Raw genomic sequence first — 21,944 nt, forward strand, 5'->3', positions numbered from 1 at the left:
ATAAGCATCTGGTGAGTAACGCGCCTAGAGTATCGCCTACCATGCGTAGATGGGTGGGTTTTATATGGCTATTGGGGGGTGTGCTGTGGGTGTTGTTTGCCCTAGAGGTGTTTTGTGTCAAAACACACCAAGAGTGGGTGGGGCATTTGGACCAAGTGGTGATCGCTTGGACGCGCGCCTACCCCATTCCTGTAGCGCAAAGCTCTTATGTCAAGTTCGTGGACACCATAACTTTTTTTGCCAAGTCTAAGTTCACTCTAAGCCTAGCCGCGTTGGTGGGGTTTTTTTATATTTTTGTCAAAAAAAATAAGGTGTTGGGCTTGGGGTTTTTCTTGAGCATTGTGTTGGGCGAGAGCGCGCTAAAGGCTTTGAAATTGTGGATCGCGCGCCCTAGACCTAGCACGAATGGGGAGGTGGCTTTGGCGCATGGCTTTAGCTACCCTAGCGGGCATGCCTTAGCGGCGAGTTTGTTTTATGGCTCATTGTTGGTGCTGGTGTGTATGGGTTCTAGCCCTGCGCGCACTAAGTGGGCTTGGGGGTTGATTTTATTGTTGTGGATTTGGCTGATGATGTATACAAGAGTGTATTTAGGGGTGCATTACCCTAGCGATGTGTTGGGGGGGTTTTTGATGGGCATGGCGTGGGCTTGTTGGTCTATGGGGCTGTATGTGGGATGGCTGAAAAATCCTAGATGAGTGGGGTAGCGCGTGGATTTTAAAGGTTTATTCCAACAGATCATAGATCTCTTTTCAAGGCTCAATAAAGCCCAAAAGATCACCATTGTGAGTGCTTTTGTGCTGGTGGTGGCTTTTTTGATCTTCTTGCTTGTCTACCCCACACGGGGCAAAGACGCGCTTTCAGACTATGGGGTGCTCTTTGAGGGCATGGACAATAGCGATAACGCGTTGGTGTTGCAGTATTTGCAACAAAAGCAAATCCCCTACAAGATTCCCAAAGACGATACAATCCTCATCCCCAAAGATCGCATTTATGAGGAACGAATCGCCCTAGCCTCTCAAGGGATTCCTAAAACCAGCAAGGTGGGTTATGAAATCTTTGACACCAAGGATTTTGGGGCGACTGATTTTGATCAAAATATCAAGTATGTGCGCGCCACTGAGGGAGAGTTGAGTCGCACTATTGAAAGCCTCACGCCTATAGATAGGGCTGATGTGCACATTGCCATCCCTAAAGATAGCGTCTTTGTGAGTAAGGAGATCCCCCCTAGTGCCTCGGTGATGCTCAAAATCAAGCCCAACATGCGTTTATTGCCCAAACAGATTGTGGGGATCAAGAACTTGATTGCCGCGTCCGTGCCTAAACTCACTCCGGAAAATGTCAAATTAGTCAATGAAAATGGCGAACCTTTGGGCGAGGATAATGAATTGGACAGCACGCGTGAGTTAGCCCAAGCCCAATTACACTACAAACAGAATTTTGAAAACCTATTAGAAAACAAGATCACCAATATCCTTACACCCATTGTGGGGGGGCGCGATAAGGTGGTGGCTAAGGTGAGCGCGGAATTTGACTTTAGCCAAAAGAAAAGCACCAAAGAAACCTTTGATCCTAACAATGTCGTGCGTAGCGAACAGAACATGGAGGAAAAAAGGGAGGGCTACCCTAAAAAGCAAGTGGGGGGGGTGCCCGGGGTGGTGAGCAATATCGGACCTGTTCAGGGTTTGGCTAACGATCAGCTCAGAGAGAAATACGAAAAATCCACCAACACCACTAATTACGAGGTTGGCAAGACGATTAGCGAGATCAAGGGAGAATTTGGGGTGTTGACGCGCTTGAACGCGGCGGTGGTGGTAGATGGGCGTTACAAGAAGGTGGATAAAGATGGGGTAGAAAGCATTGAGTATATCCCCTTGAGCGCAGAGGAGATGGACAAGATCAACGCGCTAGTCAAGCAAGCCATAGGCTATAACCAAAATCGTGGCGATGCGGTGGCGGTGAGCAATTTTGAATTTAACGCCAAAGCCACCAAGTACTTGCCTATGACCGCTTATGAGAAATTCGTCCACACCGCCGAACGCTATTTAGGACCTTTCTCTTCACTCTTTAAATACCTCATCATCGCTTTGGTGCTCTATGTGTTTTACAAGAAAGTCATCACCCCTTTCAGCCAGCGCATGCTAGAAATCCACCCCGATGAGGAGGAACAAGTGCAATCGCTTTTTGCCGTAGATGAGGACGATGATGAGGAAGTGGATCGGTTTGGAGAAATGCGTAAAAAGGTGGAAGATCAATTGGGCTTGAGCGCGAGCTTTGATGAAGAAGATGTGAAGTATGATATTATGCTAGAGAGGGTGCGGGGTGCACTCAAGGAAAAACCTGAAGAGGTGGCTTCTTTGTTTAAATTACTCATCAAGGATGAGGTGGCGATCACGAGCACGAAAGGAAACTAGATGGCAAAGCTAACTCCTAGACAAAAAACCCAACTAGACGAATTTACCATGTCTGAAAAGTTGGCGATCTTACTCATGCAAGTGGGGGAGGAAGCCACAGCGGGCATTTTGCGCCATTTAGATGTGGATTCGATCACCGAGATTAGCAAGCAGATCGTGCAATTAGACGGGACGGATAAGGCTGTGGGGGCGGCGGTGCTCGAGGAATTTTTTGCGATCTTGCAATCTAACCAATACATCAATAGCGGGGGGTTGGAATACGCGCGTGAGCTCTTAGTCAAAGCCTTGGGTCCCGAGCAAGCCAAGGTGATTTTAGAAAAACTCAGCCGTTCTTTACAAACCCAAAAGAATTTCGCCTACTTGGGGCGTATTAAGCCCCAACAGCTTGCCGACTTCATCATCAACGAACACCCTCAGACCATCGCCTTGATTCTAGCCCACATGGAATCCCCCAATGCGGCTGAAACCTTGAGTTTCTTCCCTGATGACATGAAAGCGGAGGTGAGCATTAGAATGGCGAGTTTGGGGGATATTTCCCCCCAAGTGGTCAAACGCGTTTCCACAGTGTTAGAGAACAAATTAGAAGCCCTCACTAGCTACAAAGTGGAGGTGGGAGGTTTGCGCGCGGTGGCTGAAATTTTCAACAGATTGGGGCAAAAAGCGGCTAAAACCACTCTAGCGCGCATTGAAAACATTGATGCCAAATTGGCTAATGACATCAAAGAGATGATGTTTACTTTTGAAGACATCTCTGGCTTGGATAATTTTGCGATCCGTGAAATCCTCAAGGTTGCCGACAAAAAAGACCTCACCTTAGCGCTCAAAACCTCTACGGAGGAGCTCAAAGCCAAATTCCTAAGCAACATGAGTAGCCGGGCTAGCGAACAATTCATCGAAGAGATGGCTTATTTGGGCGCGGTTAAAATCAAGGATGTGGAATCCGCCCAGCGTAAGATCATTGAGATCGTGCAATCCTTAGCCGAAAAAGGCGTGATCCAAATGGGCGGTGAGGAAGACATCGTTGAATAATTTTGGCGAAGAGAATTTGATCGCTAAGGACGATCTTAGCAAGCACACCATCGCGCGCTATGAATTCAAGTCCATCGCCGATTTAGCCCCTGAGCCCGAACCTGAAAAGCCTGCCCCCCAACGCGCCCCCCAGCCTGAACCCCCCGAACCTGTCTTGACCCGTTCGATCCAGCTAGAAAACGAATTGATCGAATGCTTATTGAAAAAGACCGATGAGCTCTCTAGCCACTTGGCTAAGTTGCAAATGCAATTTGAAAAAAGCCAAGAAGAAAACCAAACCCTTTTGCAACAAGCCCGCGAGGATAGCTATAAATTGGGCTTTAAAGAGGGTGAGGAAAAAGCCCGCAACGATCTGAGCGCGAGCGTGGATGCAGAAAAAAAGCATCTCTTGCAATCTCTAAGCGCGATCGACCAGCAGATGCAACAATCCCAAGCCCATTTAGAAACCTTAGAAAAGGAGCTCAGTAGCATCGCTGTGGAGATCGCTAAAGAAGTCATTATCAAAGAAGTAGAGGAAAAGAGCCAAGAAGTCGCTCTAGCCCTAGCTAAACAACTCTTGCAAAATATCATGGACGCGACTGACATTTGCGTGAAAGTCAATACCCTAGACTACCCCTTTTTATCCCAACACCTCAAAGACATGCCTAAAATCAAGCTAGAACCCAATGATGCCATCGCTAAGGGTGGGGTGTTAATCAGTAGTAGCCATGGCAATATTGATGGGAGTTTGATGTCCCGTTACAAGAATCTCAAAGAGAGTGTCTTAGACAATTTGAAGGTATAAGATGGAAGCGCTCAGGGAGTTGGAAGTTTACGGGCAGACAAGCGCGCATTTACAGAAAGTTTGCGCGCTACTAAGAGAAAGGATTTTGGAGGTTGTGAGCGCTAAGGGTGGGCATTTGAGCTCGTCTTTAGGGGCTATTGAGTTGATCGTGGGTTTGCACAGTGTCTTTGATAAGAATAAGCATCCCTTGATCTTTGACACCAGCCACCAAGCCTACGCGCACAAACTCTTAACAGGGCGTTTTGAAACCTTTTGCACCCTGCGCCAGCTTGGTGGCTTGAGCGGGTTTTGTTGCCCTAGCGAGTCGGTTTATGACTACTTTGTAGCCGGACATAGCTCGACGGCACTCTCTGTGGGGGTGGGGGTGGCTAAAGCCTACGCGCTTAAAGGGATTGGCGATGTGCCTGTAGCAGTGGTGGGGGATGGGAGTTTGAGCGCGGGCTTGGCTTATGAAGCCTTGAACGAATTGGGGGATCGCAAATACCCCCTAGTGATTTTACTCAACGACAATGAAATGAGCATTGCCAAGCCCATTGGGGCGATCAGCAATGCCCTATCCCAACTTATGGCAGGACCTCTTTACCAGTCCCTGCGCGATAAGATCAAGGCGATTTTAAAATCCATGCCTGAGGGGGTGAGCTATTTGGCAAACCGCTTTGAAGAATCTTTCAAACTCATCACCCCCGGGATTTTATTTGAGGAGTTGGGGATTAGCTACATGGGTCCCATAGATGGGCATGACATAGAAGCCATTATCCAAGCCCTTAAATTGGCTAAAGAAACCAAGGGACCCTTGTTAATCCACGCCCAAACCACTAAGGGCAAGGGCTACAAGATTGCCGAAGGACCTTATGAAAAATGGCATGGCGTGGGACCCTTTGATCTAGCCACTGGTTTACCTACAAGCGCTAAAGATCGCAACAAACCCCTAAGCCCCACAGAGGTCTACTCCCAAACCCTCTTAGACTACGCTACTAAGGATGTTAAAATCGTGGGTGTAACCGCGGCGATGCCCGGGGGCACGGGGTTAGGTAAGCTCATTGAAGCCTATCCGGATCGCTTTTGGGATGTGGGGATCGCCGAACAGCACGCGGTAACCTCCATGGCTGCTCTAGCTAAGGAGGGATTTAAACCTTTCGTGAGTGTTTACTCCACCTTTTTACAGCGCGCCTTTGATCAGATTGTGCATGACACAGCGATCATGACTTTACCTGTGAAATTTGCCATCGATCGAGCCGGGATTGTGGGCGAAGATGGGGAAACCCATCAAGGTTTGCTAGACATCGCCTATTTGCGCCCCATCCCTAATATGACCTTGCTAGCCCCTAGAGATAACGCCACTTTGAAGCAGGCGATCGCCTTTGCTCGAGATCATGCCAGCGGACCCTGCGCCTTTAGATACCCACGGGGGGGGTGGCTATTGCCTGAGGGGGTATTTGAAGCTGTGCCCTATGAGCATGCCAAGAGCGTGCTATTAAAAGAAGGGCAGGAGGTGCTCTTTGTGGGCTATGGCAATGGGGTGGGGCGGGCTTACCAAACCCTGGAGATTCTTAAGGATTTACAAATCGCGCTCTTGGATTTATGCTTTTTAAAACCCCTAGACACCCACTTAAAAGACATTTTACCCCGCTATGCGCGCATTTATGTCTTTAGCGATTCCTACCAGATCAATGGGGTGGGGAGCGCACTATTAGAATACCTAGCGCAAATAGATCACTCTCCCAAACTCAAGAGTTTTGAACTGCCCGATCTCTTCATCAGGCATGGCAACACGGCTTTAGTGGAGAAAAGTTTAAAGCTAGACCCCCCCAGCCTAGCCCAAAGAGTGTTAGAGGATTTAAGCATTTAAAGCGTTTTGTGGCGATCTTTTTAGGGTGTTGTCAATGGCGCGCGTTAAGAGAAAATTAGCTAACATGCGCGCGATGGCGAGACTTGAATTTGATAACTTATTATTTTTAGCCCCTTTGGCAGGTTATACCGATCTGCCTTTTAGGAGTGTGGTGAAACGCTTTGGGGTGGATGTAACCGTGAGCGAGATGATAAGCTCCCATGCGCTGGTGTATGCCTTTGAGAAAAACGCCAAGATGCTGGAGAAATCCCCCGATGAAAATCCCTTTAGTGTGCAAATCGCAGGCTCTAAGGTGGAGATCGTGCAAAGGGCGGTGGAATTGCTCAATGCCATAGAGGGGATCGATATTTTGGATTTTAATTGCGGTTGCCCCGCCCCTAAGGTAGCCAACCATGGTAATGGAAGTGGCTTACTCAAGGATTTAAACCACCTAGTTGAGCTCTTGAGGGTGGTGCGCACACACACCAATAAGCCCTACACCAGTGTAAAAGTGCGTTTGGGTTTTGAGCGCAAAATCCCAGAAGAGATCGCGCACGCGCTCAATGATGCGCCGGTGGATTTTGTAGTGGTGCATGCGCGCACGCGTGCCGATCGCTACAAGAAAGAGAGGATTGACTATGAGAGTGTGCGCTTGATGCGCCAGATTTTAAACAAACCCTTGGTCGTCAATGGCGAGATTGACAGCGTGCAGAAGGCTAAACAGGTGCGCGCTTACACAGGGGCGCAAGGAGTGATGATTGGGCGTGCCAGTTTAGTTAAACCTTGGATCTTCTGGCAAATCAAGCATGATACACAAGAGTTACCCCCCGTGCTTAAAAAAGACTTGGTTTTAGAACACTTTGATAAGATGGTGGATTTTTACGGGGCTAGGGGTGTGGTGATGTTTCGCAAAAATTTACATGCCTATGCTAAAGGACATGTGGGCGCGAGCGCATTTAAAGAGTGTGTCAATTGCATGGGTGATCCGCTAGTCGCACGCGCCCAAGTCGAAGAATTTTTCAGCCACGCGCAAGTCTTGCACGATCTCCCCCAGATTATCTCCTTAAACAACCAGAGTTGTTAATGCGCTTAGCCGTTGCGATCTTCTTAGCCACGCAGGTATTAGGAGCGGTAAAAAACCATGTCTATACGGGGGTGCGCCTAGGATCAGCCCAGGGGTCTTCTAGCACTTTTAGCCAGCAAGTGAGCATGCATAACCCTAGTGTCATGCCCAATGGCGCGCCTGTATGCCCCCAAAATCTCTGTCAAGGCGATTTGCTAAAGGGCACTTATGGCACGGATAAAAACGCGAATTTTGCCTTTACCTACACTTTGGGCGATGAAATCTTCTTTGACAAATTTGCCATTAGCGGGTTGCGTGTCTATGGCACGCTAGAGTATGTCAGCGCTAATTTAGGCAGATTGACCAGTATCGCTAACCAGGGGGGGCAAAACTACAACCCCAAATACATCAAAGCCATTGACCCTTCTACAGGGGGGGTGATCCCCCAAAGCATTAGCCATGGCAATGTGCCCAGTGGGTTTAAAAATGTGGGGGGGGATTTAGCCGTGCCAAGTGGCTATAGCTCGCCCTGCGCGCCCTTGAGCACTGATAACCCCTTGGGTATTTGCCCCACACCCAACCCCCAGAGTAGTCTTTTAGGGCACAGCGCGCATGCCTTGAGTTTTGGGTTTAATGTAGATATGTTTTTAAATCTCCCATTGGATTTTTGGATCAAGAAAATTTACTCCAAGATGTTCTTTTTCAAAGTGGGCTTGTTTGTGGGCGGAGGTGTGGAGTATACGATGTTTTGGAGCGATCGCTTTGTCAACCAAGTCCTAGGGCGTAAGACGCGCTTTTTTGCGGCCGGAAGTGGCTTTTTTGTCAATGTGGGGACACAGATGTATGTGGGCGAGCACAACCGCGTGATCGTGGGGTGGAAATTCCCCTATTACAAGCTCAGTGCGCAAAATTGGTATAATTATGGCAACAGCAATGTGGGCACCCAGCAAACTCTCAAACAAAGTCTTAGCATCGTGCCCCATAGTGAGTTTTATGTGGGCTATGCCTATTTATTTTAAACATACACGAAAAATTTTTAGCTTGACTTTTTATTACAAAATCAATACAATCAACACCCTTTACACTACACTAAAGGCTTGGTATGGGCGAAGGTTTTTCTGTTAAACTCATTGGGGAGTATGTGGATATTGGGGTGTTTAGCGTGTTAGGGCTGATGGGCTTTTTAGCACTTTGGTTCACCATTGAACGCATTATCTTTTACGCGCGCCTTGATTTCAAACTTTATGACGATCCCGATAGATTGGATCTAGACCTGACGAAGAATCTCACCATGCTTTACATCATCTTTTCTAACGCCCCTTATGTGGGGTTATTGGGCACTATTTTAGGGGTGATGGTAACTTTCTACGACATGAGCACTAGCGCGACTGGGCTGGACGCTAAGGCGATCACCTTAGGGCTCTCTTTAGCCCTGAAGGCAACCGCCTTTGGTTTGGTGGTCGCTATCCCCACCTTGATGGTTTACAATATGTTCTTGCGCAAAGTAGATGTTCTCTCTGAACAATTCAAATTGAGTCGTAAGGCGTAACGATGAAAGTTAGACTACGCCGGGGAGATGGTCTGAATATTGTGCCTTTCATTGATGTAATGTTGGTATTGCTGGCTTTAGTCTTAAGCGTGTCCACTTTCATTGCGGAAGGTAAGATCAAGGTCAATCTTCCCAGCGCGGCTAGCGCGCAAAAAATGGAGCAACCCGAAAAGAAAGTTACGATCGTGGTGGATAAATCCGATGGGATTTATGTCAACGACAAGCCCCAAAGTTTAGACGATCTCAAAGCCTTGATCGCCAAAACCGATCCTAAAACCCTCGTGGATCTGCGTAGCGACAAAGACTCCAAATTTGGCACTTTTGTTGAGATCATGGACATTCTCAAAGCCCAAAACCATGAAAACTTCTCCATCTCTACAGAAACAAAGTAGATTTTCTACGGGGGTGAGTTTCGCGATCACGGCGGTGATCTACGCCGTGGGATTGTGGATAGCCTTTGCTAGCTATGAAAAAGTGGAGAGTCTAGCCCAATCAGGCACCAAAACTCTCACCATGAGTTTAGCCAGCATCAACACCCACTCCAACCAGCTCCAGCACGCCCAACAAGCCCCCCAAACTCCCCCCCAAGAAAAACCTAAAGAGAAACCCAAAGAAGAGCCCAAAACCCACCACAATGTCCACCACAAAATCCAGCATAAGCCCAAGCCTGAGCCTAAACCTAAACCTAAACCTAAACCAGAGCCTAAGCCAACCCCAAAACCTGAGCCTAAGCCTAAGCCAGAGGTAAAACCAGAGCCCAAACCAGAGGTAAAACCAGAGCCCAAACCAGAACCTGCTAAACCGGCTAAAGAAGAGGCTAACAAGCCTAGCGAACCCACGCCCAAACAGCAAAAACGCGAGGAATCCAACCAAAAATCTGAGGGGGCGCAAGCTAGCGCGCAAGCCTACAACCCCGGGGTGAGCAATGAATTTTTGATGAAGATCCAAATGGCGATTTCTTCAAAAAATAGATACCCTAGAATGGCAATGGTGCGTGGGATTGAGGGGGAAGTTTTGGTGGAGTTTACTCTCAATGCCGATGGTAGCACCACAGACATCAGGGTGGCTAAGAGTTCAGGCTCAGAGATTCTCAACCGCGCAGCGGTGCAGGCAGTAAAAGAAGCAGCTAGACTCTTCCCCACCCCCAAACAGACCGTGCATTTGAAAATCCCCATTGCCTACACGATCAAAGAAGAATGAGCAGGCGCGCTGGTTACGCGCCACTTTGGAGGGGCTTTGAGCCATCCCCCAAAAGCATAGTATTAAACTTTTTCATGTAAAATCGCCTTTTGCAATAATTTAAGCAGGAGTGATGATGGCGGAGATGAATCGGCGCGACTTTTTGAGCATGGCTTTAGCTGGGGTAGCGGGCGCAGGTGCGCTAGCTAGCTTGGTGGCTATGAAAAAGACTTGGGACCCCTTGCCTAGCGTGGTATCCGCAGGTTTTACTAGCGTGGATGTGAGCAATATGAAAGATGGGGAGTTTTCTAGTGTGGAGTGGCGGGGTAAACCGGTCTACATCATCAAAAAAGACCCTAAGGATGCCTTCGATCCCAAGCGCGATTTTAAGATTCAAGGCGGGGTGTTCACTGTGGGGGTGCAAATTTGCACCCATTTGGGTTGTATTCCCAATTTTGAATCCATCCAAAAAGGTTTTTTATGCCCCTGCCATGGCGGGCGTTTTACCAGCAATGGGGTGAATATCCCGGGCACCCCTCCGCCTCGCCCCTTTGAGATCCCCCCCTTTAAACTTGAGGGCTCTAAGATCACCTTTGGCGAAGTGGGTCCAGAGTATAAAAATATGGTCGCGCACGCATAAAGGATAGAGAATGGCAGAAATCAAAAAAGCAACGGGGGTTGTGGACTGGCTAGATCAACGCTTAGGGGTGAAGAAACTCACCAAAGTATTGGCGACAGAGTATTGGATTCCCAAAAACATTAACTTTTTATGGGCGATGGGGGTGATCTTGCTCACCCTCTTTGGCTTATTGGTCATCTCGGGGATTTTCCTCTTGATGTATTATAAGCCCGATGCTAAATTAGCTTATGACAGCGTGAATTTTACCATCATGCAAGAGGTCGCCTACGGGTGGCTATGGCGCCACATCCACGCCACAGCTGCTAGCATGATCTTTGTGATCCTTTATATCCATATGTTTGTGGCGATCTACTATGGCTCTTATAAAAAGGGTCGTGAGATGATTTGGGTTAGCGGGATGCTCTTGTTTGTGATCTTTAGCGCAGAAGCCTTTAGCGGTTACATGTTGCCTTGGGGGCAAATGAGCTACTGGGCAGCCTCAGTCATCACGGAGTTATTTGGCAAAATCCCGGTCATTGGTCCTGATCTGTTGGTGTGGATTCGGGGTAATTATGTCGTAGCAGACGCGACACTCACGCGCTTTTTTATGTTGCATGTCTTTTTATTGCCTGTGGTGATCTTAACCATCGTGGGCATGCACTTTTATTCTTTGCGTATCCCCCATGTCAATAACCAAGAGGGCGAAGTGTTGGACTTTGAAGCCGAAGAAAAGAAGTTTAAAGAGGGTAAAAAGAAAGAATCTAAGGTCATCCCCTTTTGGCCCGTCTTTCTCTCTAAGGACATTTTTGTGGTGTGCGCCTTCATGGTCTTTTTCTTTTACTTGGTGTGCTACCATTACGAATTTGCTATGGATCCTATTAACTTTGAGCGCGCCAATAGCCTTAAAACCCCGCACCACATTTACCCCGAGTGGTATTTTCTATGGAGTTATGAAGTCTTGCGGGGCTTCTTTTTCAATGGCAACTTAGGCTTAGTCGCCTTTGGGATCGCCCAAGTGATCTTCTTCTTATTACCCTTTTTGGATAATAGCCCCGTAGTCAAGCCCGCCCACCAGCGCAAGGGCTTTCAAATTTGGTTTTGGGTGCTCGTGGTGGATATGGTGGTGCTCACCATCTATGGCAAACTCCCGCCCGTGGGCAATAATAAGTATGTTGGCTTTGTGGCTTCAATCATCTTTTTAGCCCTCTTTTTTGTGGTCTTGCCCCTCATTGCGCGCGCTGAGAAGAAAGGGGGCGCACAATGAAAGAGCTTAAAATCCTAGCGATTTTGATCGTGGTGATTGGGGTGCTTTACTGGGGCGTGGAACCCTATGCGCATAGCGTGATGGAGCCCAAAGTGCCCCCGGCTGACTTTGCTTTCAAGGATTTAAAGCCTATTGATCTGAGTAAGGGCGATGCGACTAAGGGTAAGGATTTAGTTGCCCAAAATTGCACGGCTTGCCATAGCCTTGAGAGTCAGAAAATCCCCGCCCCTATGGATCACGCCAGCGCAGGGGCGAGCTTTGGAGTCGTGCCTCCCGATCTCTCCCATGTAGGCGCGGTGCTCAACCCCCAATTCTTAGCCCATTTCATCAAAGACCCCGTAAAAACAGCTAAACTTGCTCACAAATACAAGGACGATAATCCCTATCCCATGCCCGCTTTTGCCCAATTTAGCGATCAAGATTTATCCGACATTGTGGCTTACCTAGTTTCTATCGCGCCTAAAAAGCTAGAGGATAAAGAAGTCTTTGCCCAAGCCTGCCAGCGTTGCCATAGCATTACATACGACAAAGAACACGCGCTCAGCGATCCTAAAGACTTGCACCGCTATTTAGGTGCGGAAGTCCCCGATCTCTCCATGATGATTCGCTCACTAGGGCGTGAAAAACTAGAGGTTTTTATCAACGATCCTCAAAAACTCTTGCCCGGGACAGCCATGCCTAGAGTGGGGCTCAATAAAGAATCTCAAGAACAGATCATCCATTACCTAGAAAAAGTAGGCGATAGCAAGAAGCACCAACGCGATGCGCTGGGTATTAAAATCATGGTCTTCTTTGCGGTAATGACCTTACTTGCCTATGTGTGGAAACAAAAGGTGTGGAGAGAAGTTCATTAGCAAACAAGGGGGGTTAGCGCGCAACGCGCGCTAGAAATTTTCTAGCCATGTTTTGATGTAATTTTGTAAACCGCTCACACCCACGCGATCCTTATGTATAAGGGGCTTACTTAAAAGCTCTTGCACTCTAGCAGGGGGTGTGATCCCCTCTTTGGCTAAAACTTGCAGAGCTTCTTGATCGTCTTTGGCTTGTTTGCCTAGAGCTAGGGCGGTGGTGTGGGCAAACTTGCTCCAAGAGGCGGTAGAGACCACCACACAGGGCAGGCGACTCTCAAGGTGTTTGTAAGCATAAAGCGCAGTGGCGGTGTGGGGGTCTATTAAATAGTGCTGATCGTAATAAATGCGCGCGATAGTATCTAAACAATGCGCGTCATCACAGCTAAACGCCTCAAAATGCGCGCGTAAGCTTTGCAATTCGCTAGAAGTGAGGGTGTAGTATTTTTGATCTTGGAGCGCTTGCATGCACTCCTTAGTGCGCTCAGAGCCAAAGAGGGCAAAAAGCAAGCGTTCAATATTGGAGCTGATTAAAATATCCATCGCTGGGGAGTGGCTTTTTTGCAGATGACGCGCTTTTAAATCATACACCCCCGTGTTGAAAAACTCTGTAAGCACATCATTAATATTAGACACTACGCCAATTTTTTCTACGGGCAGACCCATTTGTTTGGCATAAAATGCGCCTAAGGCATTGCCAAAATTTCCACTAGGGATTATAATTTTAATGGGATCGCCATACGGGATCGCTCCAGCGCGCACCAAATCCAAATACCCCCAAATGTGATAGACCATTTGAAACACAATGCGCCCAAAATTAATCGAGTTCGCCACACTCAAATGCAAATCTTTTTGGGCTAAATGTGTTTGAAAAGATTCATCAGCTAAAAGGGCTTTGAGCGCGCTTTGCGCGTCATCAAAATTTCCCTCTAGCCCGACTACCTTGAGATTGGGCGCATTGATTGTTTGCATTTGCAAAGCTTGGATTAAACTCGTGCCTTGAGCGGGGTAAAGACAAAGGACATAGGTATTAGGCAGATTAGCAAAGCTGGCTAGAGTGGCTGGACCGGTATCCCCGCTAGTAGCCACCATGATCAAATACTTTTCTTGGCGTGCTTTGGCTAACTCTGAGAGCAACACCCCAAAGAGCTGGAGTGCCATATCCTTAAAGGCTAGAGTGGGACCATGAAAGAGTTCTTGGACATAGAGGGAGGGACTCAAGGCATGCAGGGGGGCGATAGCCTCAAACTTGGAGTAACGCTCAAGGGCGCGATCTAAGAGAGCGGGGTTGAGATGGAGCTCTAGGGCTTTAAAGAGGGTTTGGGTGGCTTGGGTGTAACTTAAGGGCAGGTAGGTAGAAAAATCCACTTGGGGGAGGTTTTGGGGCACGCACAAGCCTTGACAACTAGGATCGAGCAGAGCGCGCTCAAAACCCCCTATGGCTGTGCCACTTCTACTATCTAGCAGTAATGCCATTGGTGATCCTTAAGAGTTGGGGATTTATTGGCAAGATTTTAGTATAATGCGCCTTTATTTTTAGCCTATGGAGGCCCGCTTTGCCGCCCAAGAACGCTTCTAGTTCGCCCGCACCCGTCAAGTTGCGCCGTGTGGGGCTTTTTGAAACCAACACTAATACCCAAAGTCTCTCTGTGCGGGGGTTATTAGAGGGGATCAATGACATGGGCGAATTTATCATTAAGATGAAAAAGCATGTCAAAATGGGTGAAAAGCCAGAAGTCGATTGGATCATCGACACCATTTGCGATCACAGGGGAGATAAGCTTTTGCATAACAAAGGCATCGCTTCCTGCCCGCATTGCATGTGGAATTTACACTTGAGTAGTTTGAATTATGACAATGGGCGCAAAAAACAACCCCTCAAATACCGCATTGAGGGGCGCACTCTTCAGATTGAAACCTCTACAGATTTAGCTAACCCCTACCAATCCAGTTTTAAAGGGGATTTTAAAATCCGCTATCTTAACCATGCCTGTTTGTATATTGAAGCAGGCGGGATCAAATTCATCACCGATCCATGGCTGCTAGGTCCTGCCTTTTTGGGGGCGGGTTATTTAGAGAAAGCCAGCTGTAAAGAGGCGTTGTATTGCTTGGTGCATGCGGATTTTATTTTTATCTCCTCTAATCGCTCTAGCTGTTTGCATCCCCAAACTTTAGCGTTTGCTCCCAGAAGTAAGCCCTTTATTGTGGGCAATTTTGCCTCCAAGAGTGTAGAGCGCGCGCTAAAAAACTTGGGCTTTTCTAATATTTTTCCTTTGGAATTTCAAGAAATCTACGAGTTTAGCTCGTTTTTCCAATTCAGTGTTTTTAAAGCCGGTGATGGCTCTGAGGATAGTGGGCTTTACTTGTGTCTTTGCGGGCATGATGTGCTCATCAACCCCTATGCTAATTACATCAACCGCTTCAATCTACCCAGTGGGCTAACCTTACTGTGCACTGCCTTTTTTGGGGAAACTTCGGGTTTTCCCTTTTGTGTGGATAATTACAGCGGGCAAGAGAAAAAAGCCCTGCATAATGCCCACCTAGAGGGGCAAAAACAGCAATTAGAAAAGCTTATCCATTTGACCAATCCCGCCTATGTGATGCCCATTGCTACTCCCTATTTACAGGAGAGTAGTCGAGATGCCATTATCAAGCGCATCAACACCCATAACGATATATCAGAGTGCAGTAAGATTTGCGATCTCTACAGCCGCACACACAGAGAAAACCCGGTCAAATGTTTGCCCCCTAATGACGCGCTCACCTTAGAATTTAAAACCGCCGACTTGGTGCAGTGGCAAGAAGAAATCCACACCCTTAAAAAAGACTTGCCCGCTAAATACACGCAATTTTACGCCAAGACTTTCAGCTATGATCCCCATAAACTCATGGGTTTTCTCAAACTCTCTGCCTATAAAGCCTACCAAATTGTGAGTTTCATCCCCACTAACGACAATTTTGACAAAGTAGTCGCGCCCATTGTAGAGGCCAATTTTGTTACGCAAAGTTTCAAGATCGTAGAAGAGAAGGCACTCATCTCTGTCCAGCAGGGTTATCGTGTGATGCAACTGCGCGTGCGCCAAGAAATTTTAGCCTGCATCGTGGAAAACCATCTCCCTTTTGAAGAGATGTTACGGGGTTTTCACTGCCGTATCAAGCGCAACCCTAACGCCTATGAAGCTAGTTTCTGGTATCACTTCAGCCATCTTTACAGCTCCCCTAAAGCCTATAGCCTGAAACTAGATTGATGCCCCATGCTTGGTGCTAAGAGTCCGCCCTTGCCAGGTTCTTGGGTGCTGGCGCGCTAGGCGCGCCCAAGAGGTTTAAGAAGTTTTAACGCAGAGTAGCGCGCTTTTGTCAAAGTGGGGGGTGTTGAGAGTGGGGGGTTTTTTGAAGACCTGTTTTTGGCTCACACTCTCTTGGATGCGTGCCAACGCGTCTTTAATGTCTTCCAAGCCCTCTTGCAAACACGCGCGCATACCCTCTAGCCCCTTGGAAGCTAGCACCTCTAGGGGGTTTTGGATCTCTAGGTGCAAAGACTCTTGGGAATCTAAACTAATTTGCAAGCCCACACCAAAGAGTTCCTTGTCTTGAAAACGCGCCTTGGCGATCACTTCCTGCATAGAAGTGCGCGCATCCGCCTCTAGTTTAAGCAAGTTTTGGCAGGCAATCTGCAAGGTCTGTAACACCCCAATGCTCTCATTCAAACCCTTGATCTCGTGGTTGAAATGCTTGATTTTGCTAGTTTTTTGCTGGGTGTCTAGGATTCCCAAATCCGCGGGATCAATCGCCCCCAAGTGCTTTTTAAAGATTTCTAGCATATTCTCTCTCATGTCCATCCTTATAGCAAGATAGAAAAACCAAGCATTTTTTATTCCCTCCTTTTGGATCAATCCGCGGGCTTTTTAGATATAATGGCACTTCAGCTATCCTTCATCCAAGAGAGAGTTAATGAGAGTACTATTATTGTGTCTGGCGTTTGTGTTGCCTTGTTTGGCGCAAGCGGAAAAATCCGTGCATGTCATTAAAAAAGTGGGGGATCAAAAAGGTCCCACTTTGTTGCTCATGGGCGGGATTCAGGGCGATGAACCCGGGGGATTTAACACCACTAATATTTTTTTAACCCACTACAAGATTTTATCTGGCTCTGTGTGGGTAGTGCCCGTGTTGAACCGCTATTCTATGCTGTTGAACCACCGGGGAGTTTATGGGGATTTGAATCGCAAATTTGCCTATTTAAATCCCAAGGATCCCGAATACCCCCTCATCCAATCTATCAAGCACACCATCACTGCCCCCGATGTGAATGTGGTGTTGCATTTACATGATGGGAGTGGCTTTTATCGCCCCCATTATGAAAGTGCATTACTCAACCCTAGGCGCTGGGGCAATTCCTTCATCATCGATCAAAACAACTTAGCCCACACCACCTTTGGCGATCTCAAACATATTTCAGCCAAGACAACAGAGCACATCAACGCCCACCTCCTCAAACCCCTACACCGCTACCATATCCACAACACCCACACGGCAAGGGGAGACAAAGAAATGGAAAAGGCTTTGACTTACTTTGCGATCAAGCATGACAAACCCGCCTTTGCCAATGAGGCGAGCAAGGAGCTCACTCTAGCCCAACGCGTCTACTACCACCTATTGGCTATAGAGGGTGTCCTAGAGGAGTTAGGGATTCGCTACAGCAAAGATTTCGCGCTCACTCCTTTGGCGATTTATCGCCTCATCAACGATCAAAAACTCCAAGTAACTTTGAATCACAACACCACTCTTCCCCTCTATGGCTTGCGCGATCACTTACATTTTTTTCCCTTCCCCAAAAACGCGCCTGTGAGTCAAATCCCCCTAGATTCACAAAGCTATATTTTAGGTCTTTTGCCCCGTAAAAACCAAATTTGGCTCAAATACGGCAACAAGCTCATGACACGATTTATGCCCGAATACATGCCCTTTGATCACAGCCTTAAAGACATCAATATGGAGATTGACAATGAGGTTAAAACGATCGCTCTAGCCAGCATTGTCAATGTCAAGGGGAGTTTTAAGGTGCTACCTAAAAAGGGCTACCGGGTCAATGTCATTGGGTTTTCTCTTAAAAATGAGGGGAATAAACCCAATGAAGTGGGGGTGAAGATCGCCCATAAAAATCTCTTAGCGCGTTTTTCAGTAGATAGAAAGGGGCGCATTTATCGCGTAGAAGTCTATAAAGGCAACGCCTTTTGTGGCATGATCTTGGTGCGCTTTGTGTAGATGATCTCTAGTTTAGGGATTTTACGCGCGCTCAAAGCTCTCAATTTACTTAAAAACGCCCCGCCCCTGTGGTGGCCCCATGCCGGGAGTTTTGAGGTGGTGGTGGGGGCGATCTTAACCCAGCGCACGCGCTGGGAGAGGGTGCGCTTAAGCTTAGAAAATCTTAAAAAATCCCAACTTTTAAGCCTAGAAAATCTCGCCCAAATCTCCCCTCAAGAGTTAGCCCCCTTCATTGCCCCTAGCGGATTTTACCGCCAAAAAGCGCGCTATTTGATCGCCTTGAGTTGCCATATCCTGCAAGACTTTAAAGACTTTGCCAACTTTCAAGTCCAAGTGAGTCGAGATTGGCTCTTAGCCCAAAAGGGGATTGGTTTTGAGAGCGCCGATAGCATTTTAAATTACGCCTGTTTGCGCCCCGTGCTGGTGGTGGATGCATACACCTACCAGCTCTTAGCCTCTTTAGGACTAGAATTAGAGGATTACCACGCCATGCAAGAGTTTTTCATGCAAGGCTTGCAAGAAAATTTAGAAAACACTCTAGCCCTCTATGACCACCAACTGCCTTTAGCCAGCATTTACGCGCGCTTGCATGGCAAGATTGTGGAGTGCATGCGCGCTAAAATTGCGCTTAAACCCCATTTAAAGGATTGTGATGATCTTTATTGACGCGTGTTTTAGGCGAGCAACCCCCTATACCCCCATTTGGATGATGCGCCAAGCGGGGCGTTATCTGCGCGAATACCAAGAGGTGCGCCAAAAAGCTAAAAACTTCTTAGACCTCTGTGCTAATGTCAAACTTGCTAGCGAGGTAACCCTCCAACCTATAGAAATCTTAGATGTAGATGCGGCTATTCTCTTTAGCGATATTTTGCTCTTACCTTATGCTATGGGGCTACCCCTAGAGTTTCTCCCTAATGTGGGTCCTAAATTCACCCACACCATCACCAGTTTAGAGGACATCCAAGCCCTAAAACCACAAGCTCACCAACAATTAGACTATGTCTATGAGATTGTCTCTAGCGTGCGCGCACAATTAGACAAATCTAAGGCACTCATTGGCTTTAGCGGCGCGCCTTGGACCTTAGCCACTTATATGATCGAAGGGCAGGGGAGCAAGACTTACCAACATTCTAAAAGATTGCTCTATAGCCAGCCTGAAATGTTACACGCCTTGCTAGATAAGCTAACTACAGAACTCATCGCCTATTTGTCCAAACAAGCAGAGGCGGGGGCAAACGCGCTGATGATCTTTGATTCATGGGCGGGCGCGCTGGAGTTAGAGGCGTATTTAACATTTGGCTGGGGCTATATCCAAAAAATCACCCACGCGCTCAAAGCCAAGCACCCTAATATCCCTCTGATTGTCTTCCCTAAGGGCGTGGGGGCGTATTTGGCACACTTGGGCGGAGAATTTGAGGTCTTTGGCTGTGATTGGGGCACGCCTTTAGCTATGGCTAAGGATATTTTAGGCGATCGTTATGTCTTACAAGGCAATTTAGAACCCGCACGGCTTTATAGCCAAGTAGCGATGAGTGAGGGGGTGGAGCGCATTTTTGAAACCATGGGTAAAAAAGAGGGCTTTATTTTCAATTTGGGGCATGGCATGATCGCAGATTTGCCCCGCGCACATGCTTTAGAATTAGTGTCTTTAGTGCGCCAAAAAAGTAGGCACTAATGGGGACTTGTAAATTTTGTAACCGCCCGGCAGGGTTTTTGCGCAAGCAACATAAAGAATGTTTGCAAAAACACACACAGGCACAAGAGCAGATCCAACTAGCCATCCAAGAAGCCTACCAACAGCATAAAATCGCCCCCCAAGAGTTAGAAACTTTAAGCAACTCTTTAAGCCAACACGCCACAAGCGCGTTTATTGACTCGTCCCTGCAAAGAGATTTGATCGCTAAAGGGGTGGGGCGCGCCATTGAGAAAGCCTTAGAAGATGGTCTTTTAAGTGTGGATGAAGAAGAGAGGATTAGGGCTCTCATTGCCTTTTTTCAACTCCCACAAGAGATATTAGACAAGTGGGGATACTATAGACGACTCACGCAAGCCCATATCTTGCGCCAAGTGATGGAGGGGGTACTACCCCAATGCCTCAACTTGATGGGCGACCCCCTGCCCTTTGTGTTCCAAAAGGGCGAAAAACTCCTTTGGGTAGAACAGGGCGTGGCGTATTATGAAACCAAAACCACAAGCCGTTATGTGGGAGGTTCGCAGGGGGTGAGTGTGCGCATTATGAAGGGGGTGTATTACCGCGTGGGGGCTTTCAAGGGGCGCAGAATCCAAGAGGATCAATTGCAATACATTGACACGGGGGTGTTAGCTATCACCACCAAGCATTTGTATTTTGCTGGTAAGGCTAAGAGTGTGCGCCTCTTACTTGCCAAACTCATCTCCATTGCGCCCTATGAGGATGGTATTAGCGTGCATAAAGATGGCACAAGCACTAAACCCCAAGTCTTTTACAATGGGGATAGCTGGTTTTTATACAACCTACTCACCAATCTTAACAATTTGGGCTAGACTCCTGCTAACTTCATGTATCTGAGTTTAGGTTCTCACCGTTTTCACTTTTATGCCTTTTTTAGGCGCGCGCTAGACAAAAATTTTGAGAGAACCTATGCCAATGAATAGATTCATGAGCTTAAAAAAAGTAACACTCTAGCAATCGTGATTTTAAAAGCCCCCACATAAGCTCATTGCAGAGTCCTTGTAACACATCTTGTAAGCCCAAGAAAGATGTCAGAAGAAAATAAAAGATTTAGGGCGAGTTTACCAGCAAGCCTCAAGAGTGAGTATAAGACAAAACCAACGCGCCCGCTAAAATGCCAAAGAGAGCCACAAAGACCCACCCAAGAGGATAACACCACCCCTTGCCCTTAGCTTATCCCACCTGCCTAAAAGTTGTAAACATAATTCACAAAGACAGAAACATTGCGCTTATAGCTGATATTGAGGCTTTGTGCCCCTCTCGTGCCATTGAGGTAGCTATTCAGGCTCAAAGGGATGCGTAGCCCCACTTCAAACCCATTGTGCTTGCTGACATTGCTACGAAAACCTATATTCAAAGGGATTTGGAAGTAGGTTGTGTGTTGGCTCACATGGTAGCCCTGAACTCTCATAAAGTTAGCTAGGGCTTGGTAGGCTTTGGCATCTTTAAGCAACCATGTGCTACCTGCCAACATGAAGCCCACAAACACCCCCGTGGTGTAGTGCCCCTTCGCGCTTTCATAAAAGTTATAAAGCGCATCCATCCCAGCCCCATAAACCATATTGCTTAAAGCTGTGTTGTACGCATTTGTGAGTGTGCCATATTGGTAGCTAAAGCTTCCATAGTAGCGCAAGCCAAAGCGTTTTTTCTTGCCAAAGAAGTGTTTATAACCCAGTTGTGCGTTCACCCCATACAAATTCCCACTGGTGTGCCCACTTTGCATAGCCACAATGCTAGAGGGCGTGAGCGCCAACAAACTTGGGTGGTCTTTGGCGTAGGCTTTGAGCTTGGTTTGTGTGGCGTGCAGGTAAGCTAAGAGAGTGCCTAAGTCTTGGATCGCCCTGCCCTTGGCTTGACGATTTTGTGGGTTCAAACTCTCCTTGGATACTTCCGCAAACAGCCCGTCTATTTTTTGGGTTAACGAGGTGTTTAAGAGGGTGTTTAGCAAGCCTTGTTGCGCTTGCGCCACTTGGGTGATGAGTTGTTCTAGTCTAGTTTGCAAGCCGACCAAATCGTAGCTTGTGTGGGAGGCTAGATGGTAAAAGCCATTGAAGGCATCTTTGAGGTTTTGGCTAATGTTGGCGTTGCTAGACACTGTGCCAAAGAATTGGCTTGTCCCAGCCACTAAAGAAGCTACAGCCTTGGCGTTGTCTGTAGCACTGTTGTTAACAAGATTGAGCAACGCGTTTGCGTTGGCTTGGATAGTGGTTTTTTCCTCTCTTTTGTAGTAGGTGATGGCATCTGCATTGGCACTCCCATCTACGAGGGCTTGTAAATAGGTTTTAGGGGCTAAGGGGGGGCGTTTGCGCGGGCGCATTCTGTGCGCTTGGGTTAGTAGGGTTTGTGGGCTTTGGCACTTGGGGGGCGCGCGGGAGGGGGGCTTGGGTTTTAATGGGG

The 21,944-nt window shown here is 47.6% G+C and carries 21 protein-coding genes; 18 read left to right on the forward strand and 3 right to left on the reverse strand.

Annotation, left to right across the window (positions count from 1 at the left end; all coding sequences use genetic code 11):
* The first annotated feature begins 41 nt into the window (after positions 1–41).
* From EAO37_RS03640 to EAO37_RS03700, 13 genes are all read left to right on the forward strand, one after another.
* A complete protein-coding gene (locus EAO37_RS03640) occupies positions 42–695 on the forward strand; it encodes a phosphatase PAP2 family protein (RefSeq protein WP_120951621.1) in 654 nt (217 codons plus the stop codon).
* Positions 696–707: 12 nt separating this feature from the next.
* Entirely contained in the window at positions 708–2,411 is a 1,704-nt protein-coding gene (fliF, locus tag EAO37_RS03645; RefSeq protein ID WP_120944286.1) for a flagellar basal-body MS-ring/collar protein FliF, read from the forward strand.
* Positions 2,412–3,440, forward strand: a complete 1,029-nt coding sequence (fliG, locus tag EAO37_RS03650) for a flagellar motor switch protein FliG (protein ID WP_120944284.1) — start codon at positions 2,412–2,414, stop codon at positions 3,438–3,440. It abuts the gene before it with no gap.
* Positions 3,433–4,224: a flagellar assembly protein FliH gene (gene fliH / locus EAO37_RS03655; protein ID WP_120944282.1), complete on the forward strand. Its 792-nt coding sequence runs from the start codon at positions 3,433–3,435 to the stop codon at positions 4,222–4,224. The genes fliG and fliH overlap by 8 nt, the downstream gene beginning before the upstream one ends.
* A gap of 1 nt (position 4,225) precedes the next feature.
* A complete protein-coding gene (gene dxs, locus EAO37_RS03660) occupies positions 4,226–6,073 on the forward strand; it encodes a 1-deoxy-D-xylulose-5-phosphate synthase (RefSeq protein ID WP_120944280.1) in 1,848 nt (615 codons plus the stop codon).
* 73 nt (positions 6,074–6,146) lie between these two features.
* The gene (locus EAO37_RS03665; protein WP_205589738.1) at positions 6,147–7,136 is read left to right on the forward strand and encodes a tRNA-dihydrouridine synthase; all 990 of its coding nucleotides are present in this window, start codon (positions 6,147–6,149) and stop codon (positions 7,134–7,136) included.
* On the forward strand, positions 7,136–8,134 hold the full coding sequence (locus EAO37_RS03670) for an outer membrane beta-barrel protein (protein WP_120951624.1): 999 nt from the start codon (positions 7,136–7,138) through the stop codon (positions 8,132–8,134). Before EAO37_RS03665 ends, EAO37_RS03670 begins: the two co-directional genes overlap by 1 nt.
* Before the next feature lie 83 nt (positions 8,135–8,217).
* Positions 8,218–8,664: a TonB-system energizer ExbB gene (gene exbB, locus EAO37_RS03675; RefSeq protein ID WP_120944276.1), complete on the forward strand. Its 447-nt coding sequence runs from the start codon at positions 8,218–8,220 to the stop codon at positions 8,662–8,664.
* Positions 8,665–8,666: 2 nt separating this feature from the next.
* Positions 8,667–9,056 carry a TonB system transport protein ExbD gene (gene exbD / locus EAO37_RS03680; protein WP_120944274.1) on the forward strand — a complete coding sequence of 130 codons (390 nt, stop codon included), beginning with the start codon at positions 8,667–8,669 and terminating at the stop codon, positions 9,054–9,056.
* Positions 9,022–9,864 carry an energy transducer TonB gene (locus tag EAO37_RS03685; protein ID WP_120951586.1) on the forward strand — a complete coding sequence of 281 codons (843 nt, stop codon included), beginning with the start codon at positions 9,022–9,024 and terminating at the stop codon, positions 9,862–9,864. Before exbD ends, EAO37_RS03685 begins: the two co-directional genes overlap by 35 nt.
* A 115-nt stretch (positions 9,865–9,979) precedes the next feature.
* Positions 9,980–10,483: a ubiquinol-cytochrome c reductase iron-sulfur subunit gene (petA, locus tag EAO37_RS03690; protein WP_120951627.1), complete on the forward strand. Its 504-nt coding sequence runs from the start codon at positions 9,980–9,982 to the stop codon at positions 10,481–10,483.
* Between the two features lie 10 nt (positions 10,484–10,493).
* Positions 10,494–11,726 (forward strand): cytochrome bc complex cytochrome b subunit, encoded by a 1,233-nt coding sequence (locus tag EAO37_RS03695; protein ID WP_120951588.1) that lies wholly within the window; start codon positions 10,494–10,496, stop codon positions 11,724–11,726.
* Positions 11,723–12,580 carry a c-type cytochrome gene (locus EAO37_RS03700; RefSeq protein ID WP_120944268.1) on the forward strand — a complete coding sequence of 286 codons (858 nt, stop codon included), beginning with the start codon at positions 11,723–11,725 and terminating at the stop codon, positions 12,578–12,580. Before EAO37_RS03695 ends, EAO37_RS03700 begins: the two co-directional genes overlap by 4 nt.
* Positions 12,581–12,610: 30 nt before the next feature.
* On the opposite strand, the gene thrC is transcribed toward EAO37_RS03700, so the two are convergent.
* Entirely contained in the window at positions 12,611–14,050 is a 1,440-nt protein-coding gene (thrC, locus tag EAO37_RS03705) for a threonine synthase (RefSeq protein ID WP_120951592.1), read from the reverse strand.
* An 80-nt stretch (positions 14,051–14,130) separates the two neighbouring features.
* On the opposite strand from thrC, the gene EAO37_RS03710 reads away from it, so the two are divergent.
* Positions 14,131–15,822: an MBL fold metallo-hydrolase gene (locus EAO37_RS03710; RefSeq protein ID WP_120951595.1), complete on the forward strand. Its 1,692-nt coding sequence runs from the start codon at positions 14,131–14,133 to the stop codon at positions 15,820–15,822.
* 75 nt (positions 15,823–15,897) lie between these two features.
* On the opposite strand, the gene EAO37_RS03715 is transcribed toward EAO37_RS03710, so the two are convergent.
* A complete protein-coding gene (locus EAO37_RS03715) occupies positions 15,898–16,407 on the reverse strand; it encodes a flagellar FLiS export co-chaperone (RefSeq protein ID WP_205589474.1) in 510 nt (169 codons plus the stop codon).
* 118 nt (positions 16,408–16,525) lie between these two features.
* On the opposite strand from EAO37_RS03715, the gene EAO37_RS03720 reads away from it, so the two are divergent.
* Genes EAO37_RS03720 through EAO37_RS03735 form a run of 4 tightly spaced genes read left to right on the forward strand, consistent with a single transcriptional unit; the run spans position 16,526 to position 20,359 of the window.
* The gene (locus EAO37_RS03720) at positions 16,526–17,836 is read left to right on the forward strand and encodes a M99 family carboxypeptidase catalytic domain-containing protein (protein WP_120944262.1); all 1,311 of its coding nucleotides are present in this window, start codon (positions 16,526–16,528) and stop codon (positions 17,834–17,836) included.
* A complete protein-coding gene (locus EAO37_RS03725; protein ID WP_120951597.1) occupies positions 17,837–18,502 on the forward strand; it encodes a 3-methyladenine DNA glycosylase in 666 nt (221 codons plus the stop codon).
* A complete protein-coding gene (gene hemE / locus EAO37_RS03730; protein WP_120951600.1) occupies positions 18,489–19,511 on the forward strand; it encodes a uroporphyrinogen decarboxylase in 1,023 nt (340 codons plus the stop codon). The genes EAO37_RS03725 and hemE overlap by 14 nt, the downstream gene beginning before the upstream one ends.
* A complete protein-coding gene (locus tag EAO37_RS03735) occupies positions 19,511–20,359 on the forward strand; it encodes a hypothetical protein (RefSeq protein ID WP_120951603.1) in 849 nt (282 codons plus the stop codon). The genes hemE and EAO37_RS03735 overlap by 1 nt, the downstream gene beginning before the upstream one ends.
* Before the next feature lie 374 nt (positions 20,360–20,733).
* On the opposite strand, the gene EAO37_RS03740 is transcribed toward EAO37_RS03735, so the two are convergent.
* On the reverse strand, positions 20,734–21,944 hold a 1,211-nt coding region (locus EAO37_RS03740; RefSeq protein ID WP_205589737.1), incomplete at its 5' end, for an outer membrane protein.

Origin of the sequence: Helicobacter sp. L8, assembly GCF_003660355.1 — a bacterium.
Classification (GTDB): domain Bacteria; phylum Campylobacterota; class Campylobacteria; order Campylobacterales; family Helicobacteraceae; genus Helicobacter; species Helicobacter labacensis.

What these genes read in the sequence shown, in the direction of transcription:
- EAO37_RS03640 (WP_120951621.1), top strand. Translation starts at nt 42, where the DNA reads ATGCGTAGATGGGTGGGTTTTATATGGCTATTGGGGGGTGTGCTGTGG.
- fliG (WP_120944284.1), top strand. Translation starts at nt 2,412, where the DNA reads ATGGCAAAGCTAACTCCTAGACAAAAAACCCAACTAGACGAATTTACC.
- dxs (WP_120944280.1), top strand. Translation starts at nt 4,226, where the DNA reads ATGGAAGCGCTCAGGGAGTTGGAAGTTTACGGGCAGACAAGCGCGCAT.
- EAO37_RS03665 (WP_205589738.1), top strand. Translation starts at nt 6,147, where the DNA reads ATGGCGAGACTTGAATTTGATAACTTATTATTTTTAGCCCCTTTGGCA.
- EAO37_RS03670 (WP_120951624.1), top strand. Translation starts at nt 7,136, where the DNA reads ATGCGCTTAGCCGTTGCGATCTTCTTAGCCACGCAGGTATTAGGAGCG.
- exbB (WP_120944276.1), top strand. Translation starts at nt 8,218, where the DNA reads ATGGGCGAAGGTTTTTCTGTTAAACTCATTGGGGAGTATGTGGATATT.
- exbD (WP_120944274.1), top strand. Translation starts at nt 8,667, where the DNA reads ATGAAAGTTAGACTACGCCGGGGAGATGGTCTGAATATTGTGCCTTTC.
- EAO37_RS03685 (WP_120951586.1), top strand. Translation starts at nt 9,022, where the DNA reads ATGAAAACTTCTCCATCTCTACAGAAACAAAGTAGATTTTCTACGGGG.
- petA (WP_120951627.1), top strand. Translation starts at nt 9,980, where the DNA reads ATGGCGGAGATGAATCGGCGCGACTTTTTGAGCATGGCTTTAGCTGGG.
- EAO37_RS03695 (WP_120951588.1), top strand. Translation starts at nt 10,494, where the DNA reads ATGGCAGAAATCAAAAAAGCAACGGGGGTTGTGGACTGGCTAGATCAA.
- EAO37_RS03700 (WP_120944268.1), top strand. Translation starts at nt 11,723, where the DNA reads ATGAAAGAGCTTAAAATCCTAGCGATTTTGATCGTGGTGATTGGGGTG.
- thrC (WP_120951592.1), bottom strand. Translation starts at nt 14,050, where the DNA reads ATGGCATTACTGCTAGATAGTAGAAGTGGCACAGCCATAGGGGGTTTT.
- EAO37_RS03715 (WP_205589474.1), bottom strand. Translation starts at nt 16,407, where the DNA reads ATGAGAGAGAATATGCTAGAAATCTTTAAAAAGCACTTGGGGGCGATT.
- EAO37_RS03720 (WP_120944262.1), top strand. Translation starts at nt 16,526, where the DNA reads ATGAGAGTACTATTATTGTGTCTGGCGTTTGTGTTGCCTTGTTTGGCG.
- EAO37_RS03725 (WP_120951597.1), top strand. Translation starts at nt 17,837, where the DNA reads ATGATCTCTAGTTTAGGGATTTTACGCGCGCTCAAAGCTCTCAATTTA.
- hemE (WP_120951600.1), top strand. Translation starts at nt 18,489, where the DNA reads ATGATCTTTATTGACGCGTGTTTTAGGCGAGCAACCCCCTATACCCCC.
- EAO37_RS03735 (WP_120951603.1), top strand. Translation starts at nt 19,511, where the DNA reads ATGGGGACTTGTAAATTTTGTAACCGCCCGGCAGGGTTTTTGCGCAAG.